Source organism: Micromonospora humida (genome assembly GCF_016901255.1).
Taxonomy (GTDB): domain Bacteria; phylum Actinomycetota; class Actinomycetes; order Mycobacteriales; family Micromonosporaceae; genus Micromonospora; species Micromonospora wenchangensis.
Genome location: NZ_JAFEUC010000001.1, coordinates 618,478 through 643,997, shown reverse-complemented (window position 1 = coordinate 643,997; position 25,520 = coordinate 618,478). Strand labels below are relative to the sequence as shown.

The following is a 25,520-nucleotide window of genomic DNA, read 5'->3' as shown; positions in this document are numbered from 1 at the left end:
CGGCCGACAGCGGTGCCCGCCCCGGGCGGGCAGTGCTCCGGCGCGTGGGCGGGCAGTGCCCTGGCGCAACACCTGACAACGGCGTGACGACGAGGGGTGGTCTCCGGTGGCGATCGAGGTTTCGGCCGAACTGGCCAATTTCCTGCGGTTCCTGGTCGGCGAGAAGTTTCCGAAGGCCGACGAGACCAACCTCTTCGCCACCGCCGAGGCGCTGCGGCAGGCCGCCGAGCAGGTGGCCACGTCGAGCGAGACGTTCGGCGACGGGGTACGGGCGTACCGGGCCGGGGTGAACGGGCAGGCCGAGGACTCCTTCGTCGACACGATGGAGCGCTACGTCCTGCACAGCCCGGGTTACCTCGGTCTGGTGTCGAAGTACACCAACCGGATGGGGGACAGCTACCGGGGCACCGCCACCGAGGTGCAGTACGCCAAGCTGATGATCATCGCGGCGCTGCTCGCCCTGATGGTGGAGCTGCTGACGGCGCTGGCGATCGCCTGGATCAACCCGGGCGCCGCGCTGGCCCGACTCGCGGTCGGCCGGGTGATCATGCGGGTCATCTTCCAGAACGTCACCACCCGGGTCCTGTTCCAGGTCGCCATGGCGCAGGCCGTCGGGATCGGCCTCCAGACGGTGATGGACCGGCTGGTGCAGCTCTACCAGATCCGCAACCACACCCGGGACGGCTGGAACAACGAGCTGACCCGTGCCGCCGCCGAGGTCGGCTCGCTCGGCGGCGCGGTCGGCCTCGGCCTCGGCGGGCTCATGCAGGGGCTGGAGCGGCTGGTCCGGTCGACCAACATCGGCCGGCGGGTCGGGCTGCCGGCCTCGTCGGACACCCCGGACCCGCACGGCTTCCGGCCGGGTGAGGCGGCCCAGGAGGTCGCCAACGAGGGCATCAGCGAGTGGCTGACCGAGTTCGTCTACAACGGCATGACGACCGGCGAGTGGGACGCCGACGGGGCGGCCGTCGTCGCGGGTGCGCTCTCCGGGGTGGCGAGCGTCGCCGGCACCGCCATCGGCCAGCAGCTGAACAAGGCCACAAGCGGTGACCGGGACCGCAAGGCGGACCCGCCGGTGCTCACGGACCCGGTGACGGACGAGCAGTTGCCCGCGTACGACCCGGTTCGCCTGCCGGCGTACGACGAACCACCGTCGTACGCCGAGGCGGTGACCGCCGTGCCCGGGGCGGGTGCCGGCGGCACCGGCACCGGTGGTGCGATCCCCGGTGGTGCGATCCCCGGTGGTGCGATCCCCGGCGGGACGACCCCCGGTGGCGCGACCCCGGGCGGTGCGGGCCGGGGCGATGCGGGCCGGGGCGGTGCGGCGGGGGGCGCGGGCTCCGGGGCCGGCGGGACCGGGCCGACGGCCCGTCCGGGTGCCGGCGGTGGCTCCGGCGACGCCGACCCGGCCGGGCCCCGGCCGGCCGACGGTGTGTCGACACCGTCGGGGGAGCCGGCCGGGCCCGTGCCGGTGGGCCCGCTCGCCGTGGGTGGCAGCCCGGGTTCGGCGGGCCCGTCGACGGCACCCGACGTGTCCACCGCCCCGGACCTGTCCACCGCGCCCGGTGCGTCCGCGCCGGTGGACCTGTCCTCGTCGGCCGGTACCCGGGGGGGCGGACCGCAGCCGGTGGGCGGACAGGTGCCGGGCGGATCGGCCCCCGCCACCCCGCAGTCGGGGGCCGGGTCGACGACGCAGGCGGCGGGCGGATCGCAGCCGGGGGTCGGGTCGGCAACGCAGGCGGCGGGCGGATCGCAGCCGGGGGTCGGGTCGGGCTCCCGGGCGCAGCCGGTGAACGCCTCCGGTCCCGGTGCGTCGTCGGGCGTACCCGCGGCGGGTCCACAGCCGGTGCCGGTGGGTGCGGTGACCGTTGCACCCGGTGCCCCCGGGGAGGCCCGTGGGGCCGTCCTGGAGCAGCGGCTGACCGGGGTGCTGCCGCCGTACGACGGTACGGCGGCGGACTGCGTGATCCGGCTGGCGGCGGTGGTCGGTGAGTTCTCGGCCATGCCCCGGGTGATCCGGGACGACACGGCGGTCGACCCCGCCCGTCCGGAGCGGGGCCTCGCCGCGCAGCTCGGCACCGAGTGGCAGCCGGTCTCCGACTGGGCGCAGGTCCTCGGCCCGGTCCGTGCCGCCGGCCCGAACGCGGTGGCGGCGGTGCTGGTGGAGCCACCGAACGCCCCGCGGCACGCCTTCGCCCTGGTCAATGACGGTGGCGAGCTGTTCTGGGTGGAGACCCAGGCGACCGAGGGTCGACGGGTCCGGCCGGTCGGCGAACCGCCGGAACTGCCGGTGGGCGCCCGGGTCATCGTGCGGGACGGGCAGGGGACACCGGTGCCGGTGACGCCGGCCGGCACGGCGACCGTCGGGGCCCTGGTGGACCCCGCCAGCACCAGCAGGTACGGCATGTCCCGGCCGGACCGGACATTCCCGGCGCCCGGCACGACCGGCGGGTCCGTCGACCCGGTACCCGCACCGACGGTCGAGCCGGCCGCCCGGACCGTCCAGGAGCTGCCGGCGGACCTGGTGCGGGTGCCGGCCAACGGGCGGTGTCTGCCCTACGCGGTCCTGACGTCCGCGCCGGGGCTGGTGTCGCATCGGTTGGCGGCTGCCGAGCTGCTGTCGTCGCAGGTGGGTGGGTGGCTGGCAGAGCCCGACGACGTGCGTGCGGCGGTGGGTTGGCATGCCGAACAGCTCTCTATCGGCGCGGTGCCCGTCCCCGCCGACGCGCCACTGGGCCGTACCGCCGACGCCCTGATCGATCTTGTCGCCGGATATCTGACCATGCACCGCGACGCCCTGCCGTCGGTGATCCCCGAGGTCCGTCAGGCACTGGCCGACCGGGAACGGGTGGAACCCGACACGGTCTCCCGCGCCGACCGGATCGCCCTGCTGGAGCGCAACGGGTTCACCGACCTGACCGAGTTGACCGACGACGACCTGCGCACCACCTACCTCGACTGGTACGCCTTCCAGGCCGGGCCGCTGACCGACCAGGAGTTCGACGTGCTCCTGGCCGCCGTGCGCGACTGGTCCCGATCCTGGTCGGAACCGGTCGGCGTGGCCCTGCTTCCCCTGCTGGCCTACGCGCTCGACGTGTCGTTGAGTGTCCGCAGCCGCGTCGACGGTCAGGTGCGTGCGGTGTACGGGCCGGCGGACGCCGCAGCGGTGTCGGTCTACCACAACGACCGTGACCACTTCGACGCCTCGTCCGCCAGTTCGGACACCCCCGCCCCCGCCGATCTCCCCGCCACCGACACTCCCGACCGCCACGCTGCTCGGGACGTTCCGGCCCCTCCCGACTCCCCGGTCGTCGCCGACCCACCGACTGTCGCGGACGATCCGACCGCTCCGGTCGTCGTCGCCCCGCCGGCCACCGCCGCCGCTCCGGTCGTCGTCGACCTCTTCGGCGTGCCGGGCACCCCGGGAAGGCCGGTCACCCCCGACAGTCCCGACTCCCTGAGCGTCGCCGACGTCCCGGACGAGTCGCCGGTCGGCGCGGATCTCGACGGGACCTACGGGCCGGCGGTACGGGCCGCCCGCATCACGCCTGAGGAACGCGACGACGCCGGGGACGTACGCCTCAATCCGCTCTGGTACCGGCTGGCGGACTTCCCGGCCCACCTGCTCGACCCGGCGCGGGCGCGGTCCTGGCGCTACGTGGTGGCCGAGGACGGCGAGATCTACCTCGGTGCGGCCGACGCCGCCGCGGCGATGCGGCCCCGGGACTTCCGCGCACTGCTGGCGGGGATGCGGCAGCACGATCCGGAGTTGACCGCCGAGCGGTTGCGGGAACAGCTCGGCGGGCAGGGCCACGCGGGCCTCGCGGTCGGCTTCGACGCGCGGGGCCGGGCCATCGAGCGGCACGCGCGGGTGGGTGGCGAACTGACCTGGAACGAGTCGGCCCGGCGCTGGCAGGTCGACGACCGCTCGGCCCAGTACATGGGGGTGACCCGCCCGACGATGGACCCCGCCGAGGTGCAGGGCTGGTTGGGCACCGTCGCGGCGGTGGTCGGCGGCCGGCTCGACCGGGACGTCATCCCGGTCCGGCACACCCCCGACGACGCCGACCCGGTGGCCACCGTCACCGTCGACTTCGCCCCCGGCCAGCGGGCGGCCGAGGACGGGCAGTTGCCCGAACTCGACCTGTTCGTCGACCAGGTCGTCGCTCAGGCCCGCCGGGCGTGGGAATCCGACCGGCCCCGGGTGGTGCGGGTCCGGATCGAGGGCGGCGGCAACGGCGCCCGGCTGCTGCGGCGGGGGGCCGCCCGCACCGGACGGCGGCGGGCGGCCTCGCTGGCGGAGCTGGTCGGCACGATGGTGGCGGCGCGACTGCGGGCCGAGGGGATTCCGCCACGGATGGTGTGGGTCGACCAGACCAGCCGGGGTGCCGGCCGGTCGAAGGCACCCGGCGGCACGCAGCGCCCGGCGACACCGCGGCAGCGCCGCCGGGCGGTGCTCTGGACCGAGCCGGGGCCCGCCTACGCCAACCGGATCCGTCGCCGGGAAACCGCGTCTACCGGGCGCGCCGGTCAGGACCGTACCGGCCGGGACCGGCGACGGGGACGTGGGTCCGCCCCGGCCGGTCGGGCGGACCGGCCCGCTGCGGGCCGACTGCGGCAGGACCCGGAGGGGACCTGGTGGTACGGCGGCAGCCGGGTGGTGACGCACGACGTACCCGGCCGACCGGGAAGCATCGCCCTGCTGTCGGACCGGGAATGGCGTCGGATGGCCCGCAACCCTCGGCTACCCGCCGCCACCGACGGGGTGACGGTGCTGGTGCACGGGGCCGGCGACCGGTTCCGGGTGCCCCTGCGGCACCCCGACGGCCGTACCGGCGAGGTGACCCTGAGCGTCGACGAGCTGCACACGATGCTGGAGTCGCCCGAGCGGGACGGCCGGCGACTGGCGCTGCTGTCCTGCGCGGCGGGTCGGCTCGGCGCGCGGTCCGTGCAACGCCTGGCCGACCTGCGCGACACCGACGTGTACGCGCCCGAGGGCGACCTGGTGGTGGCCGGGACGACGGGGCACCTGCCGGTGTCGGTCGACGGCCGGCCGTGGGCACTGTTCGTGCCGGAGGGCACCGGGGCGTGGGACGTGGTCAACGACGAGATCGTCGACCCCGACCGGTCGGATGTGCCGTTCGCCGTGCCGTTCGCCGGGTACGCCAGCCGGGCCGGTGACGCCGACCCGGACGGCGTACGGCTGACCAACACCCCGCCGCCGCCGACCGGGTGGGACCGGATCCGCATCATCGGCGACGGGCTCTGCCTGCTCAGCGCGGTCGCCGTCGCGGCACCCGAGGCGATGGCCGACATCGCGGGCATGCCGGCGGACGCGGTCGACCGGCTGCTGCGGGTACGCCGCGCGGGCGTCCACGACACCGACCTGACCGACATCGACAGGGCGCTGCGGGACGAGATCCTGCGGCGGGTGGCCGACCCCTCCCCGGCGATGGTGGAGCTGTTCGACCAGGTGGCCACGACCTGGCTGTTCCCGGTCGGATACGACGTGCGGACCACCCTGCTCGACGCGGTCGACACCTGGGACTGGCAGCGGCTGCTGCCCGGCCAGGACGATCCGGACGACGGTGGCCGGGTCGGTGACGTGCTGCCCCTGGTGATCGGTGCGGCGCTCGGCCGGCCGGTGTGGCAGGGGCGGCTCGACCCGCCGTCGGTGACGGTGCTCTGGCCGGACGGCGACGGGACGCCGGTGCGGTTGCTCTACAACGGGCACGACCACTACGACGCCTGGGTCCCCGACGCCCTGGTCACCCCGGCCACCCCGGCCGGCGTCCCCGACGACGACGGTGGCCGGACCGTCGACACCGGCGACAGCGGCAAGGAGCCCAACTGGCCAGGGGTGGCCAGCAGCCCGAAGCGGCGGGGGGTGCTGTGGCCCTGGGACGGCGAGGAACTGGCCACGACGGTGACCACGCTCATCCGGCAGGTCGACGCGGTGGACCTGCCCGGCCAGCACCTGCTCGTCCTGCTCGCCGACGCCGAACGCGCGCTGCTGCTCGGTGGGCGGGTGCTGCCCGAGGCGATGCTGGACGCCTTCTTCGCCGGCGGGCACAACGGCGGGCCGTGGGCGCCGACCATCGACGTCGATCCGCGGGCACCGCTGGTGCTCACCGTGGTCAGCGACGACGACGCGAACGCGGTGGCGTTCGGTCGCTCCGTCGAGCGGGAACTACGCCGCCGCCTGGACGTGGGCCAGGCGGCACCGGCCCACCTGAGCGTGGTGGTCATGCAGGAGTCCCGGGTGCCCACCGAGCCGGTACGGATGCCCCGGCTCCGCTTCCGGCTCCCCGTACCCCCCGCCGGGCAGCTGTCCCGGGCGCAGCTCGCCGGCCTGCCCGAGCGGGTCCGGCAGGCGTACGTCGCGCTACCTGACTACACGGCCGGCGACCCGTCCCCGGCGTACGAGCGACTGTCGCAGGACCAGCGGGAGCAGCCGTGGGCGGCGGCGCAGCAGGCGACGCCGCTGCGCGTGGAGTCCACCCCGCCCGGCCCGGTGCGGCGGGTGACCGTCGCGGACACCGGTCTGGCCGACGGTCTCGGCGGGCACCGGGGCTGGTTGCTGCGCGGCGGATGGCCGTCGACGGTGACCGACACCACCGGGGCGGCCCCGGTGGAGCTGACCGTGGCGGCCCCGGCCGACACCAGCCGGTTGGTCCGGCTGTCGTTGCCCGCGGTCGAGGACCAGCCGGCGCTGGAGGTGGACGCGCTGGTGGAACCGCCGGCAGGGGCGTCGCTCGACGTCGAACCACGCCTGATCACCGTGGTCCCGCTGTGGCGCAACGACTTCGTCGACGGCCCGGTGGCCCAGCCGATCACGGACCCGCCCGAGATGGTCCGCCGGGCCTGGCAGTACGTGATCGAGGACACGGAGCAGACCGAGACCGCCGGGATCCTGGCCGAGCGGTCCGACCAGCACGACGACAGCCCGCTCGACGGGATCGAGCGCCGGATGCTGCGGGCCCGCGTCCTCGCCGCGATCCGGGAGACCTTCTGGGAGACGTTCGGGGATACCCCGGCGTACGCCGCCGGGCTGGCCGCGTTCCTCGAGATGCCCGAGGACACCCCCCTGGCCGACTACTGGCAGAACGAACCGGTCCGCGAGCTGATCCTGCGGCGTCCATGGCAGCTGCTCTCCGGGGTGCTGGAGACCTACGTGGACCGGTACGGCTGGCAGGGCGCACACCGGATCGTCGTACAGCCCGGCCGGCTGGACGCGGAGTCGTCCGACGCGCTGGTCACCCCGGACGGCACCCGCTACACCGCAGCCGACTACCTGGCCCGGCTGCCGACCACCGGGGGCACCCGGGTGCTGTTCTTCCCGGACCTCGACCACGCCGCCGTGGTGGAATCCGGCTTCATCCAGGGGGTACGGGCCTCCGCCATCGTCGTCCTGCCGACGCTCCTGCCCGCCGACGTGCACTGGATCGTGCTCGGCGCCAGTGCCGTCACCGGCGCCGAGGTGAGCCAGCTCGTCGACCGACTCGACGGAGCGCTCGCCCGGGCCACCCTGCACGCCGCGGACCCGGTCGAGGGCCGTGAACTGGCCCAGGCGCTGCTCGCCGACCCCGCCCTGCGGATCTACGAGGACGACGACTGGCTCGCCGAGATCTTCGACAGCGGGCTGCTGGCCACGCCGACCGAACCCGTGCGGCTGCTGCTCGCCCGGGCGGAAAGGGGAGACGTCGCGAGCATCCGAACGGAGTTGCGGCAGGCCGGGGTCCTGTTGATCGATCCAGCCGTGCTACCGAGGCACCGCGTGCTGATCGAGATCACCGATCCCCGTCCGGAGCTGGTGCAGTCCTTCCAGACCACCCGTGGTGGGACACGCTGGGCGCAGTTCCTCTTCGACGGCAGGTACGCCGCCGACCATCCCGACACCTGGCGGGTGATAAGCGAGCCCTGGTCGCGCATCCAGTCCTGGCTGGCCGTCCTCGACCCGGGCCGGACCTATCCCTGGGACCAGTTCCTGCTGGCCATGGCACATCGGGACCAGGTTGCGCGGCGCATCGGTGAAACCCCGGGTGCCTGGCCGGGGGCCGGTCACCGCTTCGCCCCGGTGTCGCCCGCCGCACTGGCGCAGGTGCAGGAACTGTTCGCCGGCCGGTCCACCCGGGAGGGGGTGATCTGGACCGAATCCGCCGAGTCGCCGAGCCCGACGTTGTTGCTGGTCGACGCGGCCGCCCGGGGAATCGTCGATCACCCGCTGGTCTACTTCGTCCCGCAGCCGCCGCATGCCCGGGCGGTGGTCACCATCCCGCAGCGCGAGGACCTGAGCGGCCGGGGGCTGGTTGTCGCCACCGGGCAGCTCGACGGCGACCGGCTGACCGGCGACGGCTGGGAGGTGACCGCCGACGAGGTGATCGCGAGCGAGGCGTTGCGGGCGCATCCCCGGGTCGTCCTGCTCGACCGGTCGCCGCCGGAGGGGAGCCCGTTCGTCGAGCGGCTGCTGGAGCGGGGCGTCGGCGTGCTCGCGCCCGACGCCGACCTGGCCGGCTGGACCGCCGTCTACCAGCTCCCCGGCTGGCAGCTGGAGTTGACCGGCCCGGACAGCGCGGACCTGCTGCGCGAACTCCGGCACGAGTTCGACGCGGTGGTGCTCAGCGCGGCCGAGGCCCGCCGCCGGACCCCGACACAGACCGCGCTGGTGCGCGCGGTCTTCGACCTGCTCGGTCGGCCGTACGGGCAGGAGGTCGTCGACGGTCAGCTCCACCTCCCCCTGGACCGGTGGGCCTCGGCCGAGGCGTTCGCGGCCGAGGCCGGCCACGACGGGCTGGTCATCGTCGGCGGCTCCGACCAGCACCAGCACGAGCTGACCCTGCGGGTCCCCGTCGACCAGGTCCGGGTGTTCCAGCGCTGGTCCGGGGAGGAGCTTCACCTGGTCACCGTGGACCCGGCCACGATCGCCCCGGTCACGGAGTTCCTCCGCGACCGGATCGCGACCGGCCCCGTCGTCCGTTGGACGCCCGACCTGGGCCGGGCGGCGCGGGCGGCGGACGTGGGCCAGCCCTATGCGGACCACGTCATGCTGGGCGGGCTGCCGATCCCGGCCGGCCACGTCGACGACCTGATCCGGACGATCCGCGACAACCCGTCGTGGCGCGGCCTGGGCTGGGCGGTGGACCCGGACGCGGACGACGACGCCCAGGCCCTGGTGTGGCTGGGTGCCGAGATGGCCGCCATGGAGTTCCCGGTCGACGCCGGTGAATCCCTGCTCGCCGTGGGCATGCCGGCGTCGGCCGTGCCCGCCGCCGACCGGTACGGCAACGGTGTGGTGCTCTGGTCGCCCGGTCGCTCCGGCCTGCCGGACTCCCTGCGCGCCGCGGCCCGGGTGGCCGTGGTGCCGCTTTCCGAGCTGGACGACATCGTCGACGGCGTCCGGGCGGGTTTCCCCGCGGCCGACGCGGTCGCGGTCCTGAAGGAGCGGCTGCCCGAGGGGACCCGGATCATCGTGGTGCCTGGCGAGGTCGAGTCGATCGCGGAGATCCCCGAGATCTTCGATGCGGTGTTCGCGGTGGTGACCCGCTCCACGATCGGCGACCCCGGAACGTGGACGGCGTACGCATGGTCCGACGAGGAACTACGGATCGGTGTGCTGACCGGCGCGGACCTGTCGTACGTCATCGCCGGGTTGGCCGCCACGGACCCGACGCTGCAGGAGCAGGTCGTGCCGGCCCCGACGATGCTGGCGCTGCCGCAGGCCGCCGTGCGGTTCCTGGCCGACCGGGTGGCCGCCCGGGACGCCGACCCACCCATCGGACACGCCGTCACCGACATCGCCTTCGTCGCCGTCGAGGAGATCAGCGCCGACGACCGCGTGTACACCCTGCCGGAGGGTTCGGTGCTGCGTGTGATGGCACCAGGTCCGGACGGGGAGCACGTCCTGCACGGCTGGTTCATCGACGGGGACATCCTGGCCGAGGCCGGGCACGACATCCTGGGCGAGGAGGACGGAACGCTGGCGACGGCCCTGCCGAGCCAACTCACCGACGATTTGTCCTACGACCGGCGGCTCGCGCTGCTCGAACTGGCCCGTCTCGTCGGCGTCGGACAGCCCGTCACCGAGAATCCGCTGCGCCAGCACGGGATCCGCCCGGCCGACCGGACCTTCGTGCCCGACTGGACGGTGCCGGTCGGCCCGCCGGTCGGCCCGGCCTGGTGGGTCGGCGCGGACGTGTCGGTCATCGAGATCACGTCGGCCCCCGCCGGCCGGCTCCCCGCCCGGCGGGTGCTGGCGTGGGAGGTGACACCCCCCGCCACCGGGCAACCGTCCGACGACGTGTCGCCGCCACAGCTGGTGGCGGTCCCCTACCGGGACGGACCGCTGCTGGGAGTCATGCCCGACCAGGTCTGGGCGTGGGGACTGGGCCCGCTGCTGGGCGAACGGGGCGTCCTCGTCGAACCCGGCGCGGTGAGCGGCGACGGGGTGACCACCGGGCGTCCCGACGGGCGCGGCGCGCTGCCCGCCGACGATTACCGGGCGATCCTGCCGGACACCGCCGCCGGCCTCCCCGTCGTCGTGCTGCTCGACACCGGTACGGCGGCCCAGGAGTTCGCCGGGGCGCTCGCCGCGCGGTCGGCCGTGGTGCTGGTCCGCACCGGGGACGGACAGTGGCAGGCCCACCGTCCCCGGCCGGGGACCGGCGTTCCCGACGTCATGACGGGACCCCAGGCGTACCCGCTGTTCCACCGGGCCGTCGCGGCGGTCACCGCCGACCTGGTCGAGCTGGCGGGTGCGGTCAACGACCTGGGCCAGGAGTGGGGTGGGACCGTCCCGCCCGACGGCGTCACCCTGTGGGGCCGGCTGTCCGGGCTGCCCACCGGCACCCTGGCGGACCGGGCCGCCCGGCTCGCCTCGGCCCTGTTCGGGATGGACCGGCTGCGGGCCGCTGTCGACGGTCCCTCCGGCGAACAGTCGGTGGGACGCGTGCTCACCCACCTCGGTCTGCCCGGAGCGGCGGGGCAGCACCCGGCATTGCTGGCCCGACGGCTGCACGCGCTGCAGTTCGCCCCGGTGCCGGTCACCGCCCTGGGGCTGCTGCCGGACAACGCGGTCGCCCTGGTCTGGCTGGGTGACGCCGTGGTCCTCGTCCATCGCGCCCCCGACGGCACGCTGACGCTCGTGCGGCCGCAGGCCGAGTCGGCCGACCGGCTGACCGCGCTCGACCCCGACGGGCTGACCGAACCGCCGTGGATGCTGCTGGCGCGGGGACGGCTGGTGGCGGTGCGCGTCGCGGGTGGCCACCGGGTGCTCGGCGGCCAGGTCGTATCCGACCCGCCCCCGTATCCCGCCCAGGAGTGGCTGGCGGACCAGGACCCGGACCTGCCCTCGGACCCCGACCAGGACCCGTCCTCGGACCCCGACCAGGACCGGCCCTCGGATGCCGACCAGGACCCGCCGTCGGATGCCGACCAGGACGCGCCGTCGGACCGGGAGCCGGATCAGGACTCCTCATCGGACCGGGACCCGGATTCCACGTCGACCGGCGCGGCGGGGACGGAGTCCGGCTCGGTCGACACCGCGTCGGTGTCGACCAGCTCGACGGAAGGGACCACAGCCGCCGCGGCCGGCCCGTCCCCGGCGGCGCTGCACGCCGTGGGGGAGGCGCTGCGCCGGCTGCCGGCGGCCCGCCTCGCGGCCGGTCGGCAGGTCCGCCGGGGCAGACCGTCCCTGCCCCGGCTCGCCGGGTGGGTCGACGCGGTGCAGACCGACGACGCCGGCGCCACCGAGGACAGCTCCCGGGTCCGGGCGGTCGGTGCCCACCTCGTCCTGCACGGGCGGATCGGCGACCTCCCGGTGACCGAAACGGCGGTGACCACGCTCACCCTGGACGCGTTCCACCGGGCACTGGGTGGGCGGCCGGTGGCAACCGACGCCGGCCGTCCCGGTTCGCTCATCCAGGCGATGGCCCGCCGGCCGGGGGCGATGCTCCTGGTCCACGAGCAGCCGCCGGGCGCGCCCGGCCGGGTGTTCTGGCTGGTCGCCGACGACCGGGACGGTGCCGTGGTGCCCCGGGTGGTCGACCCCGCCCGGCCGGGGGTGTTCGCCCGGTCCGCCACCGACGACCCGGTCACCGCCGCGGCGCTGACCCGCGCCGGCACCACCGTGCTGGCGGTGGACGCCAACGGCGACGCGATGGACCTGGCCGACTTCCTCACCCCGTCGCCGGCCGGCCTCACCCGGGCCACCGGTGACCCGGCGCTGGTCGTGGCCGACGCCACCGACCTGGTCCAGGCCATGGTGCGGCTGGTCGACGGGTACTTCGGGCGGACACCCCGCACTCTCGGCGGGCAACTCACGGTGACCCCGGAGACCATCCCCGGCACCCTGGCCGCCGCGCTGGGCGGGCAGTTCGAACCGCTGCACGACGTCGAGGCCACCGTCACCGCGCTGCGTGCCGCCCCGGGCTCGGTGGCGCTGGCGTACCTGCCCCGGGCGGAGGAGCCCGGACACCTGCTCATGTTCGTCGTCGAGCCCGGGTTGGCGACGGTGCCGGCCCAGCTCATGGTCGTCGGGGTCGACGCCGTCGGGCTCAGCGACGCCGACCTGACCCGGGCGCTGTCCACCGGGCGGGCCCAGGTGCTGCTGCTCGACGCGACCGGCGAGGCCCGCCAGGTGCCGGGTCGGGAACCCACGGCGGAGCAGGTCAGCGCGGTGCGGACCGCGGTCACCGCGCAGCCGCTGCTGATCGGGGTGCCGCACACCGGCCACCCGGCCTGGGGCGACAGGCTCACCGCCCAGGTGACCCGGCGGTTGGCCATGCTGGGCGTGACGATGGCCACCGCCCGGCCCCTGCTGCACGCGCTGGCCGCCGACCCCACCGAGTTCCTGCACCACGGCTCCGGCCACCCGGTCCGGGTGGGCCGGGACAGGCGGTTCGCCTGGATACGCCTGCTGCCACGGCCGAGCGACACCGACGAGGTGCGGCTCGCCCCCGGCCTGGGTGGCATCGAGGACCGGCGTACCGCAGGTGTGTCGGCGTCGACGTGGGCGCAGCCCCAGGCCACCACCGCCCGGGTCGTGGTGCCGATCCCCGCCGGGGGTGTCGGGGTGACCGTCCTGGGTGGTGTGCTGAGCAGCCGGGCGGTCCGCACGATCGGACAGTCCCTCACCACCGGCGACAACGGCATGGTGATCGGGGTGCCCGACTCGTTCCTCACCCGCAGCGCGGTGTTCGTCCAGGTCGAGATCACCGAGCGGCCCGCCCCGCCGGCCTGGGCCGACGTCCCGGCCACCTGGGTACCCGGCGACGGCGACCGCCTCTGGTTCCGTACCCCCGAGGTGCTGGCCACGATGCGGCCGATCAGCGACGGCACCGCGCTGACGGTGAGTCGCGCCGGGGCGGCGCTCCTGCGGGACGCGAGCTACTCCGTGGACGTCGTCGACGACGGCGCCCTGGCGACCACCGTGCTGTCCGGCATCCCCGAGGTCGTCCAGCGGGGGAGTAACCTCCGGGTCTGGCGGCTCTGGGGCGGCCAGCGGGCACTCGACGCGGTACAGCCCGGCGCGACCGCCCTGACCGCGACCAGCTCGTCGTGGCTGCGCCGGCCCGCCTACGCCCAGGGGGTCCGGCCCGCCCTGCGGCTCACCCGGCTGACCCCGATCGGTGAGCTGCCCGAGTCGGCGCTGCTGCGCGCGGCGGCCGCGGTCACCACCGGCCAGTCGGTGCAGTCCGCCTCGGACCGGGGCGGCTTCCTCGCGGTGCTGATCGGTCGGGCGTTCGGCCTGCTCCGGCTCTCCGCCGGACCGACCGTCTCGGTCGTCGACCGCCGCGCGCAGGCCCTCGCACCACAGGTCGAGACCACCGCCGGGCAGGAGACGGGCGACCACGTCCTGGGGCTCTACCTGGCCGAGTACACCGGCACGGTGCAGTGGAGTATGCACCGGTCGGTCACCAGGTCGCTGGCGTACCGGGGGCTGCGGCGCGGGTCGCAGCAGGTGTCGGTGCGGACGCTGCTGGTCGTGCCGCAACAGCACGTGGCGGCGCTCTCCCGGGTTCCCTCGACGACCCGGCCCGACCGGGACCTGGTCGCCCTGCTGGCCCGCACCGTCGAGGAGGATCCGGACGACCCGCGTACCCTGCCCGACTACCTGTGGCAGGGCGACCGGCTGCGGATCGGACGCGGCTTCCTGCACGGCGGGGACCTGGTCGCCGGCCTGGTCGCCGACCGCTTGCGGCGACTGCTCGACGACGACCGCAACGCGGTGTACCGGCAGTACCTGCCCGACTGGGACAACCCGCGGGTGCAGACCGACCGGATCCGGCGGGCCCTGGACCGGCTCGGCAACGAGGAACGCCTCTCGACGCAGAACAGCGTGGGCCGCTACTCGGCCCGACTGCTGGGTACCGCCGACGGGGAACTGCTGATCGAGCTACGGGTGCGCGACCTGCTGTCCGGCCGCACGCTGGAGGTGCGGATCGGGGTCCGGCGTCGCCACCCGGACACCGCACCCCGGTACCTCGGCCGACGGGGCACCCACCCGGACCCGGTCACCGCCGATCTCCCCGAATCCAGCGACAGCGAGACGAGCGAGTCGGAGGACGACGAGCCGACGGTGAAGCTGCGCACCAGCCAGGGTCGGGCGCAGGCGGCGACGAACCGGGCGGTCCGCAGCGTCGCGTCGGGCGTACAGGCGGGCGCGTCGGTGGGCAGCGATGCGATCGGCGGCGCCGCCGGGATCGGGTTGCGGCTCCAGGGCATCTGGCGGGACGTCATCGAGGTGACCCAGGGCAGCCAGGCCGGTGTCGTCGGCATCGGCGGCGGCGCGGTCGCCGTGTTCGCCGACGACGTCCGGTTGGAACTGTCGGCGTCGGTCATCGTCGAGTACCGAGGGTACCTCGCCGACGTCTGGCGGTGGCTGGCCGACCACCCCGTGCAGGCGCAGCCACTGCGCTTCGCGGGCGACGCCACCATCGACCTCGAACTCGGTTTCTCGGTGCCGTTCACCCAGACCATCGCGGTCGGGCAGCCGCAGCCGGTCGTGCTGCCCACGCCGGTCGGCGCGCCGGGTGCGGGCATCGTGCTGCGTGAGGCGCTCGGTGAACTCCTGCCCGCAGCCGTGACCCCGCAGCGGCAACGGCTACGCCACCTCGGCGCGGCACTGGCCCAGCACACCGTCACCCACCACGTCCACGGCCTGCCCGAGCTGCGCGAGCAACTGCTGGACGCGTTGCGGGGCGCCACCGCGGACTACATGGACGCCGGGCACCTGCCGTCCGGCACCGGCGGTCGTCGGCGGGGCACGGCGTTCAGCGGCGACATCCCCGGCACCCCCCTGCACCAGTGGCTCAACGCCTTCGTCGACCAGGGCCATCTAGCGGCGCTGCTGGCCCCGGCCACCCAGCAACCCCAGCCGGTGCACGCCCCCAGCGTGGTCGTCGGCGACGACGTGCCGGTCACGGTGTTCGTCTTCGCCGAGGTGACGGGGCACGACCAGACGCCGACCGGCGCGGTCACCGGCGACGGGTACGAGAGCGCGGTAGCCGGCTTCGCGGTCCGCCGATCGGCCACCGACCGGGGTGGACAGTTCCGGCTGGAGGTCGGCGGGGGCGGCGCGGCGTGGCGGGCGGCCGAGCCCGCCGGCCCCGCCCAACCCGGTGACGCGGGTGGGGGAACGCCCGGCGCCCAGGCACCCGCCCCGAACCCCACCCAGCCGGCCGCCCGCACCCCCGCCCAGCCGCCCGCGACCCTGGCGCTGCGCCTGTTCGGCCGGCGGCAGATCGAGTGGACCAACGGCGAGACGGTCCTCGCCGCCGCCGAGGTCGAACGGACCATCAAGCACTCCGAGTCCCGGACCGTCCTGCTGGGTGTGCACGGTCGACTGCGGGTCCACCTCGCCGTGGTGCTCACCGAACCGAAGTGGGTGCTGCCCGACCGGTCATTCACCCGCTACCGGCAGGTGGGTGACGTGTCCCTGCTGGGTCAGATGTCGGCCGAGGAGTACCGGCAGGCCCTCGGCCTGACCCCCGGCGGCTGGCGGCTGCCCCGCCAGGTCACCCCGCCCGCGGTACAGGTGATGCACCAGACCAGCCGGCTGGTGGACGTCCCGGCCCTCGGTCAGGCGATGCTGGGCTGGCTGCGTTCGCTGCGCCTCGGCGGCGACGAGGGCATGGAACTGGTCGGCCACGACCGGAACACCGGCATGAACATCAGCACCGTCCTGCACCACACCGACCCGGTCACCGTCGCCGCGCACCTGGGCGACCTCTTCGACGGTGGCCTGAGCTTCGTGCTGCGCTACCCGGGGCTGCTCAGCCGTCCGGCGGTGCAGATCATCGTCCGGGCGGTGCCCGCCACCGATACGCCACAGGTGGGTGAGCTGCGGGCGGGCGCCAGCAACCTGGAGTTGAGCACCGTCAGCGAGGTCGGCGGCGGACGCCAGTCGGGCGAGGCCGTCACCGACGAGGTGGTCCCGGTGGCACACGTCGGAGAACGGGCGGCGCTCAACGCGCTCGGTGCGCTGGGGCGTACCGCAGCCGGCCGCTCCAGCGACGTCACCCTCGGCCGGGCGGTCAGCGCCGTCGAGACCCCCGGCCCCTGGCTGCCGGTCGACTACGGGCCACAACGGCTGGTCTTCACCGCCCACCGTCGCCGGCAGGAGATCGGCCGGCACGAGATCACCGTGCCGCTGCGCACCGAGACCGCCGCCGAACACCTCAACCTCACCTACCGATCGACCGGCCCGGCCACCGTGCTGCCCGACCCGGCCGCGGTGACCGCCGCCCCGTTGACCCTGGGTGGAACGGACGGGCCGCTGCGATTGGTGCCGATCCCGGCCGACAACTGGCTGGCCTGGCGGGGCGACGCCGTCCCGGTGCCCGCCGGGTATGCGGCGCTCGGCTTCAACGGCGCCGCCGCCCTCCAGGCCACCGCGCTGCGGGCGCTGCGGATCGTCGGTTCCGAAACGACGGTCGGGATGCCCGGAACGACCCTCAACTATCAGCTGATGACCCTGCTGGGACGAACCCACCTGTGGGCCGCCACCCCACACCGGATGGCCGGCCCCTACGAGATCACCCTCGCCGACGGGTACCGGCTCGTCCTGCACACCCGGGTCACCGCGGTACGGCTGGACACCGTGCTCGTGCCCGCCGAGGGCAACTCCGGTGTCGGTGGGGCCGGCCGACACGGCGACGCCCGCCTGGTGGCCCGCGCGGACGCCGCCCTGCCGGACACCCTCGGCACCTCGGTCGGGGTCGTGCCGGCGCTCGGGGTCTCCGTGCCGGGCAACTCCAGCCACCAGGAGGCCGCCGCGCACCGGACCGACGTGATGCGGCTGGGACTGGACGACGAGGGCGCGCGGGCGAAGGTGTGGTGGACCACCGAAACGGTCGTCGTCGCCGAGCACACCGACCTCACCGGCACCCGCCGTACCGCGCTGCAGGTGACCATGCCCGACTCGCAGCCGGTGCTGGTCGATCAGGCCGAGGCCCTGGACCACCTGCTGGCCGGTGACGCCCCCGGGAGCGCGCCCGTCGACCGGGTGGTCGTGGCCGGGCTCCTGGAGCAGGCGGTCCACGCCGCGAAGCAGGCGCAGAAGGCGCTGAAGTCCTGGCGGGAGCTGGAACGGATCGCCCTGGTCGCCGAGTTCCCCGGGGACGTCGGCACCACCGCCGACACGCTCGCCAGGGCCGCCGCCGCGAACGCGGCGGAACGGGCCGAGGCGGAGGCGGCGGCCCGTCGCCGCTGGTGGGAGGCCCGAGCCGAGGTCGAACGACTGGTGGCGCTGGCCGCCGGCCACCTCGGCCGGGGTTCCGCACCCGACCCGGTGCTGCTTCCCCCGACCGACGGCACCGACGCGACGCCGCCCGCTGGGCTACCCGACCCGACGCCGCCCGCTGGGCTACCCGACCCGACGCCGCCCGGTGGGCGACCCGCCCCGCCAGCGGCCGGGCGGCGCGACCCGGCTGACCCGGTTGACCCGGTCGAGCCGGTTGCCCCCGTCGAGCCGGTTGACCCGGTTGCCCCCGTCGAGCCGGTCGTCGACGACCGTGCGCCGGCCGGGTCGGTCGCAGCGGCGGCCCCGGCCGGGCCGACACCGTCACCGGCGATGGTCCGTGCGGTCACCGACAACCAGTTCACCGCACTTCCTCCCCCCACCGCAGGGGAGGTCGTCGATGTCAACCGTAACGGCCTCTGCCTGCTCGAATCCGTGGTCGTCAGCGCGTTGCCCGAGGTGCGCGGCCTGTTGCCCGACGGGTACCACGGGCAGCTCGACGAGATCCAGGCCTGGCGGGACGCCCGTGGGCCCGTCGACGTGACCCTGCCCTACCGCCTGCGCCCACTGGTCCTGCGGGTCGCCGACGGCCTGCGCGCCCAGATCCATGACCTGCTCGTCGACGGCCGGCTCGCCGAAGTGGAACAGGTGATCGCCGACGGCGGACTACTGGGCCGGGGTGTCAGGGGACAGCGGCGGGTACGCGTCCAACTCGCGCGGACCGTCAACAGGTGGCAGGCGGACTGGGCGGCCGACACCGGCGACTACCTCGTCCTGTTGGTCGGAGCGGCGCTGCGCCGGCCGGTGGTGCTGGCCACCCCCGTCCCGCCTGCCCGTCCGACCGCCGGCGCCCGGTCCGCCGACGACGTGCAGGCGGCGCACCGTGATGAGGCCGCCGACGACGCGCAGGCGAACGTCGGAGGCTGGTCGATCCGGACGGTCTACAACCCGCGCTTCGACGGCGCCGAGGCCCGGATCAGCGAGGGACCGGTGCTGCTCTACCTGGCCAACGGCCACTACCGGGCGTGGCTACCGGAACCGGACGTGCTCGATCTGGCCCAGGCCCGGGAGGAGGCCCTCGAACTGCCCCGCCCGACGGCCGGCCTCTGGCGCGAGAGCACCGATCCGGCGACCCTGCGACCCACGACGCCCGGGAGCGATCCCGGGTACGGCGCTGCGGACAGCGACGCCGTGCTGAGCGACGCCGTGCTCAGCGACACGGACAGCGACGCCGTGCTCAGTGACGCCGAGAGCGGTGCCGGGTCCGACGGTGCCGTCCTCGGCCATCCGGGCAGTCATGCCGGCGTGCCCCGGCCGACCGGCCGGGGACGGCACCCGTTGACGCTGGCGGGGTTGGAGACGGCCGTGCAGGAGACCCAGGACGTGCAGGCCGCCGTCCGTCCGTCCGGCTCGATGACGGATTGGCGTCCGCCCGAGGATCCATTGTCGTGTCTGGCTCTGGCCCGCCGGTTCGCGGCCGTCCTGCATCCGGGCATCGACGGCTTCGTCCGGCCGGGCCTGCGGGTCGGTCGGACCCGGGACGACGCCGCGATCGGCACCCGGTGGGCCGGCGACTTCGCCGGTGACCGGTCCGACTGGGCGGTGGTGGATTCCTGGGCGCAGGTCGAGCGGGCACTCGTCGCCGCCGTGCCCGGCACCGCCGCCTTCGTCCTGCTGGAACGCCCCGGCAACGCCCCCGGGCACGCCTTCGCGGGGTACCGGCTGGACCGGGAGACCGATCCGGTGCGGTGGGTGCAGTTCGGCGGCGACCGGGGCGCGGTGCTGCTGCCCCGGGCCGCGGCGGACAACCGGCTGCCCCGGCTCAACGCCCTCGGCCCGGAGGTCGCCGCCCGTGCGGTCCTGGTGGATCCCGACGGCACTGTCGATCCGACGGCGCTTGTCGACACCGGGACGTTCGCGCCCGTCGCCTCGACCTCGGTGGCGCGGGCGATGGTGGATGCGCCGGTGAACCGGACCTTCCTGGGCCACGGCGCGGAGTTCGAGTTCTTCGAGACGCTCGACCTCAGCGCGGCCGCCGACATGTTCACGGACGCCACCGCCGAGACGCTGCCCGGTCTGGCCCGGACGAGCGCGCTCGCCGAGGATCCCGCGGGCACGACAGTCATCGAGGTGGAGACGAAGACCTACTTCCGCGACAGCGGCGACGGCCGGCTCTACCGGCGACCGGGCCCGAAGCGGACCAAGGAGGCCGTCGCCATCCTGGAGGTCATCGTCGGCGTGGTACCCGACACCGACGCCGAGATGGACGCCCACCACGGCGGCGAGTCGTTGTACCCGGCGATGACCGCGTTGGGTCAGGCCCTGTCGGCGCTCACCGGGCCCGTCCCGTTCGCCCAGCTCCTGGGCACGGTGCAGGCCGCCGGCCACCTCCCCAAGGTGGTGCTGACACCGCTCGGGCGCAAGGCGACCGTCGGCCCGCGCCCGTCGGACAGTGAGCCCGGCGCCCGGGTGCACCACAGCATCGGGGTCCCGCTCGCCGGAGTCCACTCGTTCCTGACCTACGTCGCCCGGCACACCTGGCGCAGCCCAACGAGTGTGTCCCCCTCCTACGCCCGCCCCCACCTGCAGGACGCGTTGTCCTTCGCCGACACCGTGGCAGACCACTTCGCCGGCGAGGGCGGCAGCCCCCGGGACGTCGCGGAGCTGCGCGGCTTCGCCACCGTGCTGTACTCCAACACCGCAGGCGTCGCCGGAGACTGGCTCCACGTGGGTCTGGTCAAGGAGAACGTCGCGGCGTTGTCCCGGCAGGACATGCGGACGCTGCTCGACGCGTTGTCCCCGGCGGCACAGGACTACTTCCAGGCCAACTTCACGGAGATCGCGGAGTTGTTCCGCGGGATCTTCACGGACCGGTTCCCGGATCTCGAAGAGCGCTTCGAGCTGACGACCGGTGTCAAGCTGGTCGGTGACTTCCTCCAGAACATCGCCTTCGTCGACAAGGAGAACGGGAACAAGCAACAGTCGATCATCGATTACCTCCGTGGCGACGTACGACAGCATCTCGGATACGGCGGGATGACCGTGATCGACGGTTTCGACACCTCCAACGGCGCGCTGCCGCTGATGGTGCTGGAGGTCAGGTACTTCGGCGCGCAGCACGTCGACGGCGCCACCGCCCAGGCGGAGGCAGCCGCCCTGCGCCGGGAGGCCGGGGCGGCCTTCGACGAGGCGCTGCAGGTGACCGGCACGGCGGTGGAACGGCCGGGGGGCGTCCAGCTGGCCCTGCCCGACCGGGAACTCTGGCCGATGTGGCGGCACGCCGGCCCGCCCGGCCTGCTCACCGTCGAGTTGCCGCTGTACGCACCGGACTGGTCGCTACGCCCCCTGTTGCCGGTTTCCGACGAGGTGACGGCGATCCGGGTCGTCCAGCACGTGAGCCTTCCCGAGCACTACGTCGCCCTGCAACGCCTCGCGGACCTGACCGGCCGGCCCGTCTACACGTTGGCCGAGGAGGCGACGCCGAGGTGGGATCCGGATGCGGGGGAACTGCGGGTCGACTGGCCCGACGGCACGCGGCCCTGGCTGGAGTTCCTGCCGGCGTTGTACGACGCCGACAGCGACCGGGCAATCCGGCGGGGAATCGACCCCGACTGGGTGCTCGTCCCGCTGGACGGCCGGGTCGACCTGCTGGATCCGACGACGGTCCACCTGAACCTGTTTCCGCCGGACGTGGCGCATGTCCTGCCCCCTCTCTACGGCACCGAGGACCTCGACGTGCTCGACCTCGTGCCACTGATCCAGGCGACCGACAGCCGACAGCTGATCTTCGCAGGTCCCGACGCGCCGAAGTACCTGCCCGGCTGGGCGACGACCGTCGTCGAGACGGTCATCGCCCAGTCGACACCGGTCGCGGGTCTCGTCCTCGTCGGGCACCCGCTGCCGCACGCGGCGGCGCAGACCCTGGTCGACGTGCTCGGACAGGCGGTGGCCGAGCAGCCGGGACTTCTCGTCACCCCGGTGGTCCTGACCCACGGGGCGGACATCAACATCACGACGCGCGCCGGCGCGGCCCGGATGGTGTCCACCACCGACGGCCTCGGCGGATGGCGGGTGTTCCGGCCGGACCACAAGGGCCGCACGAGTGCCGTCCCCGACGACCTGCGCGCGGTGATCACCACCCCGACCGTGGCACCGGAACAGCCGCAGGACAATGCGGACCCGCTGGGGCCCGACGGGGCGGAGCCGGCCCCGCCCCGCCCCGACCCCGGCACGGTGCCACGCGGGGAGGACGAGCCGTTGGAGTGGACGATCCGGCGCGCGATGGCACAGTTCGCGGTCCGCGAGCACCACTGGGTCGACCCGGTCAGCCGACCCGGCCCCGCCCGGGACGACCGCTACGAGGTCGTGTCGCGGTTCGAGGCCCGCCGGTTCCACTACGGCGGCCAGCCGGTGACCGACCTGACCGTGCGGGTGTGGCTCGACGACGACACCGGTCGGGCGATGTTCGCCGCCCTCAAGCGGGGGGTGGACCGGGTGTTCAACAGCAGCGCCGACGCGACGGCGTACCGGCTGCCCAACCGGGCCGGCGACCTGCTGCACGTGACCGTGGAGCGGGCCGCCTCCCCGCACGACGCCCACCTGCGGGTGCAGGTGATCTACGACGGGCCGACCGACCAGTTCCACTGGCGTCGCGACGCCGCAGAGGAGGACCTGGTACACGAGTTCGCCCACCAGCTCGGCCTGCGCGAGGAGTACCGCGACGCCACCGCACCGCACCGCCCGCACGTGCCGGGCAGCCTGCTCGGCGACCTCGCGGGTCGGCCCGCCGACGCCCTGTCCGACGAGGAACGGGCGGCGCTGTCCGACGAGGAGAAGGCCCAGCTGCGTGGCATGCAGTGGGCCGGGCTGCGATCGCGGCACCTCCACCTGCTGGCGGCGCTGGTCGGCGAACCGGACGCCGACGGGGAGTACCGGGGGGTGGACCCGGTGCTGCGACCGATCGGTGTCGCGCCCTTCGCACCGCAGACCACGACGGACCAGCCGGGGCAGCAGCCTCCGGCACCCGATCCGACGGTGCCGCCGGTCAGGGCGGCCCAGCTGGAACGCACCTGGCGCACCCGGCCCGAGCGCCTCGACGTCGAGGCTCCGGTCCGGATCGCCGCGGACCACGCCGTCCAGGCGGTTCTCGACCGGGTGGAGCTGCTCCGCCGGCCGTGGAACCTGGAACTGCTCGGCGACACCCCGCCGTCGGCGACCGCCGGGGGCCACCAGCGGCTCACCCCGGCTGAACCGGTGGTCGACTGGGCGGTGTTGACCGGACCGACCCGCGACGCGATCGCCAGGCGGGCCGCGCTGGTCACCTCCTGGTTGGCCGGCCTGCCGCAACAGGCGACAGCCGGCACGGCGGCGGAGTTCGGGCTGGTGCTGGGCGTGCCCCCGGAGCTGCTCGCCGATTCCCGGGACAACGCCGTGGCCCGCATCCTCGCCGACGCCGCCGCCGACTTCCTCCGGGGCCAGCTCGACGCCCGGCTCCCCGTCGGGATGCTCCCGGTGCGGGTCCTGGTCGAGGTCACCGGCTTCGACGGGGTCGTCGACGGGGTCCGTGAGCAGATCCGGATGCAGATCGAGCTGTCGCTGCGCCGGGTGCTCCCCGGCCCGGTGTACGCCGACACCCCGACGTCCGGCAGCGCGGTCGGCGGAGTCCACGACGGTCGGGACCTCCGCAACGACGTGCTGCTGCGCGTCACCGAGGCGCGGCAGGCCCTCGCCGGGCTGCCCGCCGGGGAACCGGAAACCGCGGCGGCGGTCGTCGTCCACCGGCTCGGCGGCGTCCTGGTCCGGCTGCTTCCGGTGCTCGTCACGCCGGCCCTGGCCGCCCCGTTCGCGGTCCACGCCGCCCAGGTGCGTGGCGTGCTGGACGATTTCCGGTGGCTGGTGGGCCGGTGGGCGCAGCAGTGGCGGACCGGCGACGTCGAGGTCGCCGGGCTGGTCACCCGCGCTACCGGGACGCTCGATGCGATCGTCGGCCTGACACCGCTGATCGAGCTGGCCCCGGCCGCCCATCGCGACCTCGACCTGACGCCGCTGGCCGACGGCCACCAGGCGGACGACACGGACCACGTCGCGGCGCTGGCCCGGTTCCGTGCCGAGCTGACCCGGCTGCGCGACGCCACCGGGATCGCGCTGGACGGGCCGATCATGCAGGTCTACGGCTGGCAACTGCTGACCCAGGCACTCGGGGCGCTGTGGTTCGGCGTGACCGAGGGCCCCGGACCGGTCGCGGATTCACGCGCCCTCGGGGCTGCCGCTGCGGCGCTGGACGCGTACCACGAGGTGGTCGGCGGGCTCGGTACCGGCACCGCCGATCTCGCGGCGTTCGACCGGGCCGCCGGTGCCGTCGGGGTGCTGGCCGGCTGGCTGCGTCCCCGCCCCGACCCGGCGGCGACCGACCGGGAGCTCGCCCGGCTCGACGACGCGCTGGCGGTGGTGGGCCTGCGCACCGACGCCCAGCTCGACCGGCTTGCCCTGGACACCCGGGAGGCGATGCTCGACGGGCTGCTCGACGCGGCGACCGCCGCCCTGGACACGTTCCGGATCAGCCGCGACCCCGGCCGTGGCGCGCTCGCCGGGATCCCCGGCGCGCCGGGTCCGCTCGCCGACTGGATGACGCTGCTGCGCACCCTGCAACAGATGAGCGCCCTCTGGAACGGCGGGGAGCCGGACCTGCCCCGGCTGCGTGCCATGCACGGCCTCGCCGGACAGGTCCGCGACGGCATCGCGGCCGGTCGGGACGACTTCGTCCGACTGGCCAACCGGGAGGCTCCCGGTGGCGACCCGCGTGCGGTTTCGGACCGGGTCCTCGACGCGCCGGCTGCCGGGGCCCGCCGCCCGGCCACCCCGGTCCGGTCCGCCGAGGGCGTGACCGGACCCGCGACGGTGCGACCGGGCCCCGGTCAGGTCCTGCTGCACCTGGTCGTCGAGGTGCCCCGGGGGCGGCAGAGCGGGTCCGCGGAGGCGGTGTCGACCGACCTGCACCAGGACCCGGCCACCGGGCGGGTACATCTCACGACCGGTGACCCGTACGCCCCCGTCGCCGTGTTCACCCGGCCGGAGACCGCGTACGGGGTGGCCCGGGGGATGGCCGACCACCTCGCGCGGGTGGGTCTGCCCTCCGGCGACGGCCCGGTGGTACGCCGGTTCGTGGTCGACACCGACGCGTTCACCGCCCCGGCCGACGCGCAGGTGTACGTCTTCCCGGCCCGTGACTTCGCGGCCCTGGTCGACCGGGCCGAACCCGGCTCGCTGGACAGCTACGCGACCGACCCGGAAACGGTCGACGACACCACCCGTGCCCTGGACGCGCTCGTCGCCGCCGACACCCCGGTCGTCACCGTCGACGAGGCCAGCCGGATGCTGCCGAGGCAGGAGCCGAACGCCCGACACCGACCGCGCCCGGAGCCGGCCCCGGTCGCCACCGACGACCGACCTGCCGGCACCGCCGTCCCCCCGGTCGCCCGTCGGGACGCCGGTCCGGCTGCTGCCGTCCCGCCGGGCACGGTGCCGCCCGGTCCGGTCCTGACGGGCACGGTGCCTCCGGGCGCGGTCCTGGCGGGGCTGGTCCTGGCGGGGGTGGCCCTGCCGGGCACCGTCGTCGTGCCGGGACTCGGTGACATCCTGGTCACCGGACTCCCCGGACTGCCGGTGTACCCGCCCGGCGCGCGGTCGACCACACCCGCCCCGGTACCGGACCGCCCCGGCAGCCCGCCACGCCGTCGACGGCGCACCCCGCGACCGGCGGCCGATCGGGGGTGAACCGGCACGC

Annotated in this window: 1 protein-coding gene; it reads left to right on the top strand. The window is 74.9% G+C overall.

Annotation, left to right across the window (positions count from 1 at the left end; genetic code table 11):
• The first annotated feature begins 106 nt into the window (after positions 1-106).
• Positions 107-25,510, top strand: a complete 25,404-nt coding sequence (locus JQX11_RS02580; protein WP_204923293.1) for a toxin glutamine deamidase domain-containing protein — start codon at positions 107-109, stop codon at positions 25,508-25,510.
• The last annotated feature ends 10 nt before the right edge of the window (positions 25,511-25,520 follow it).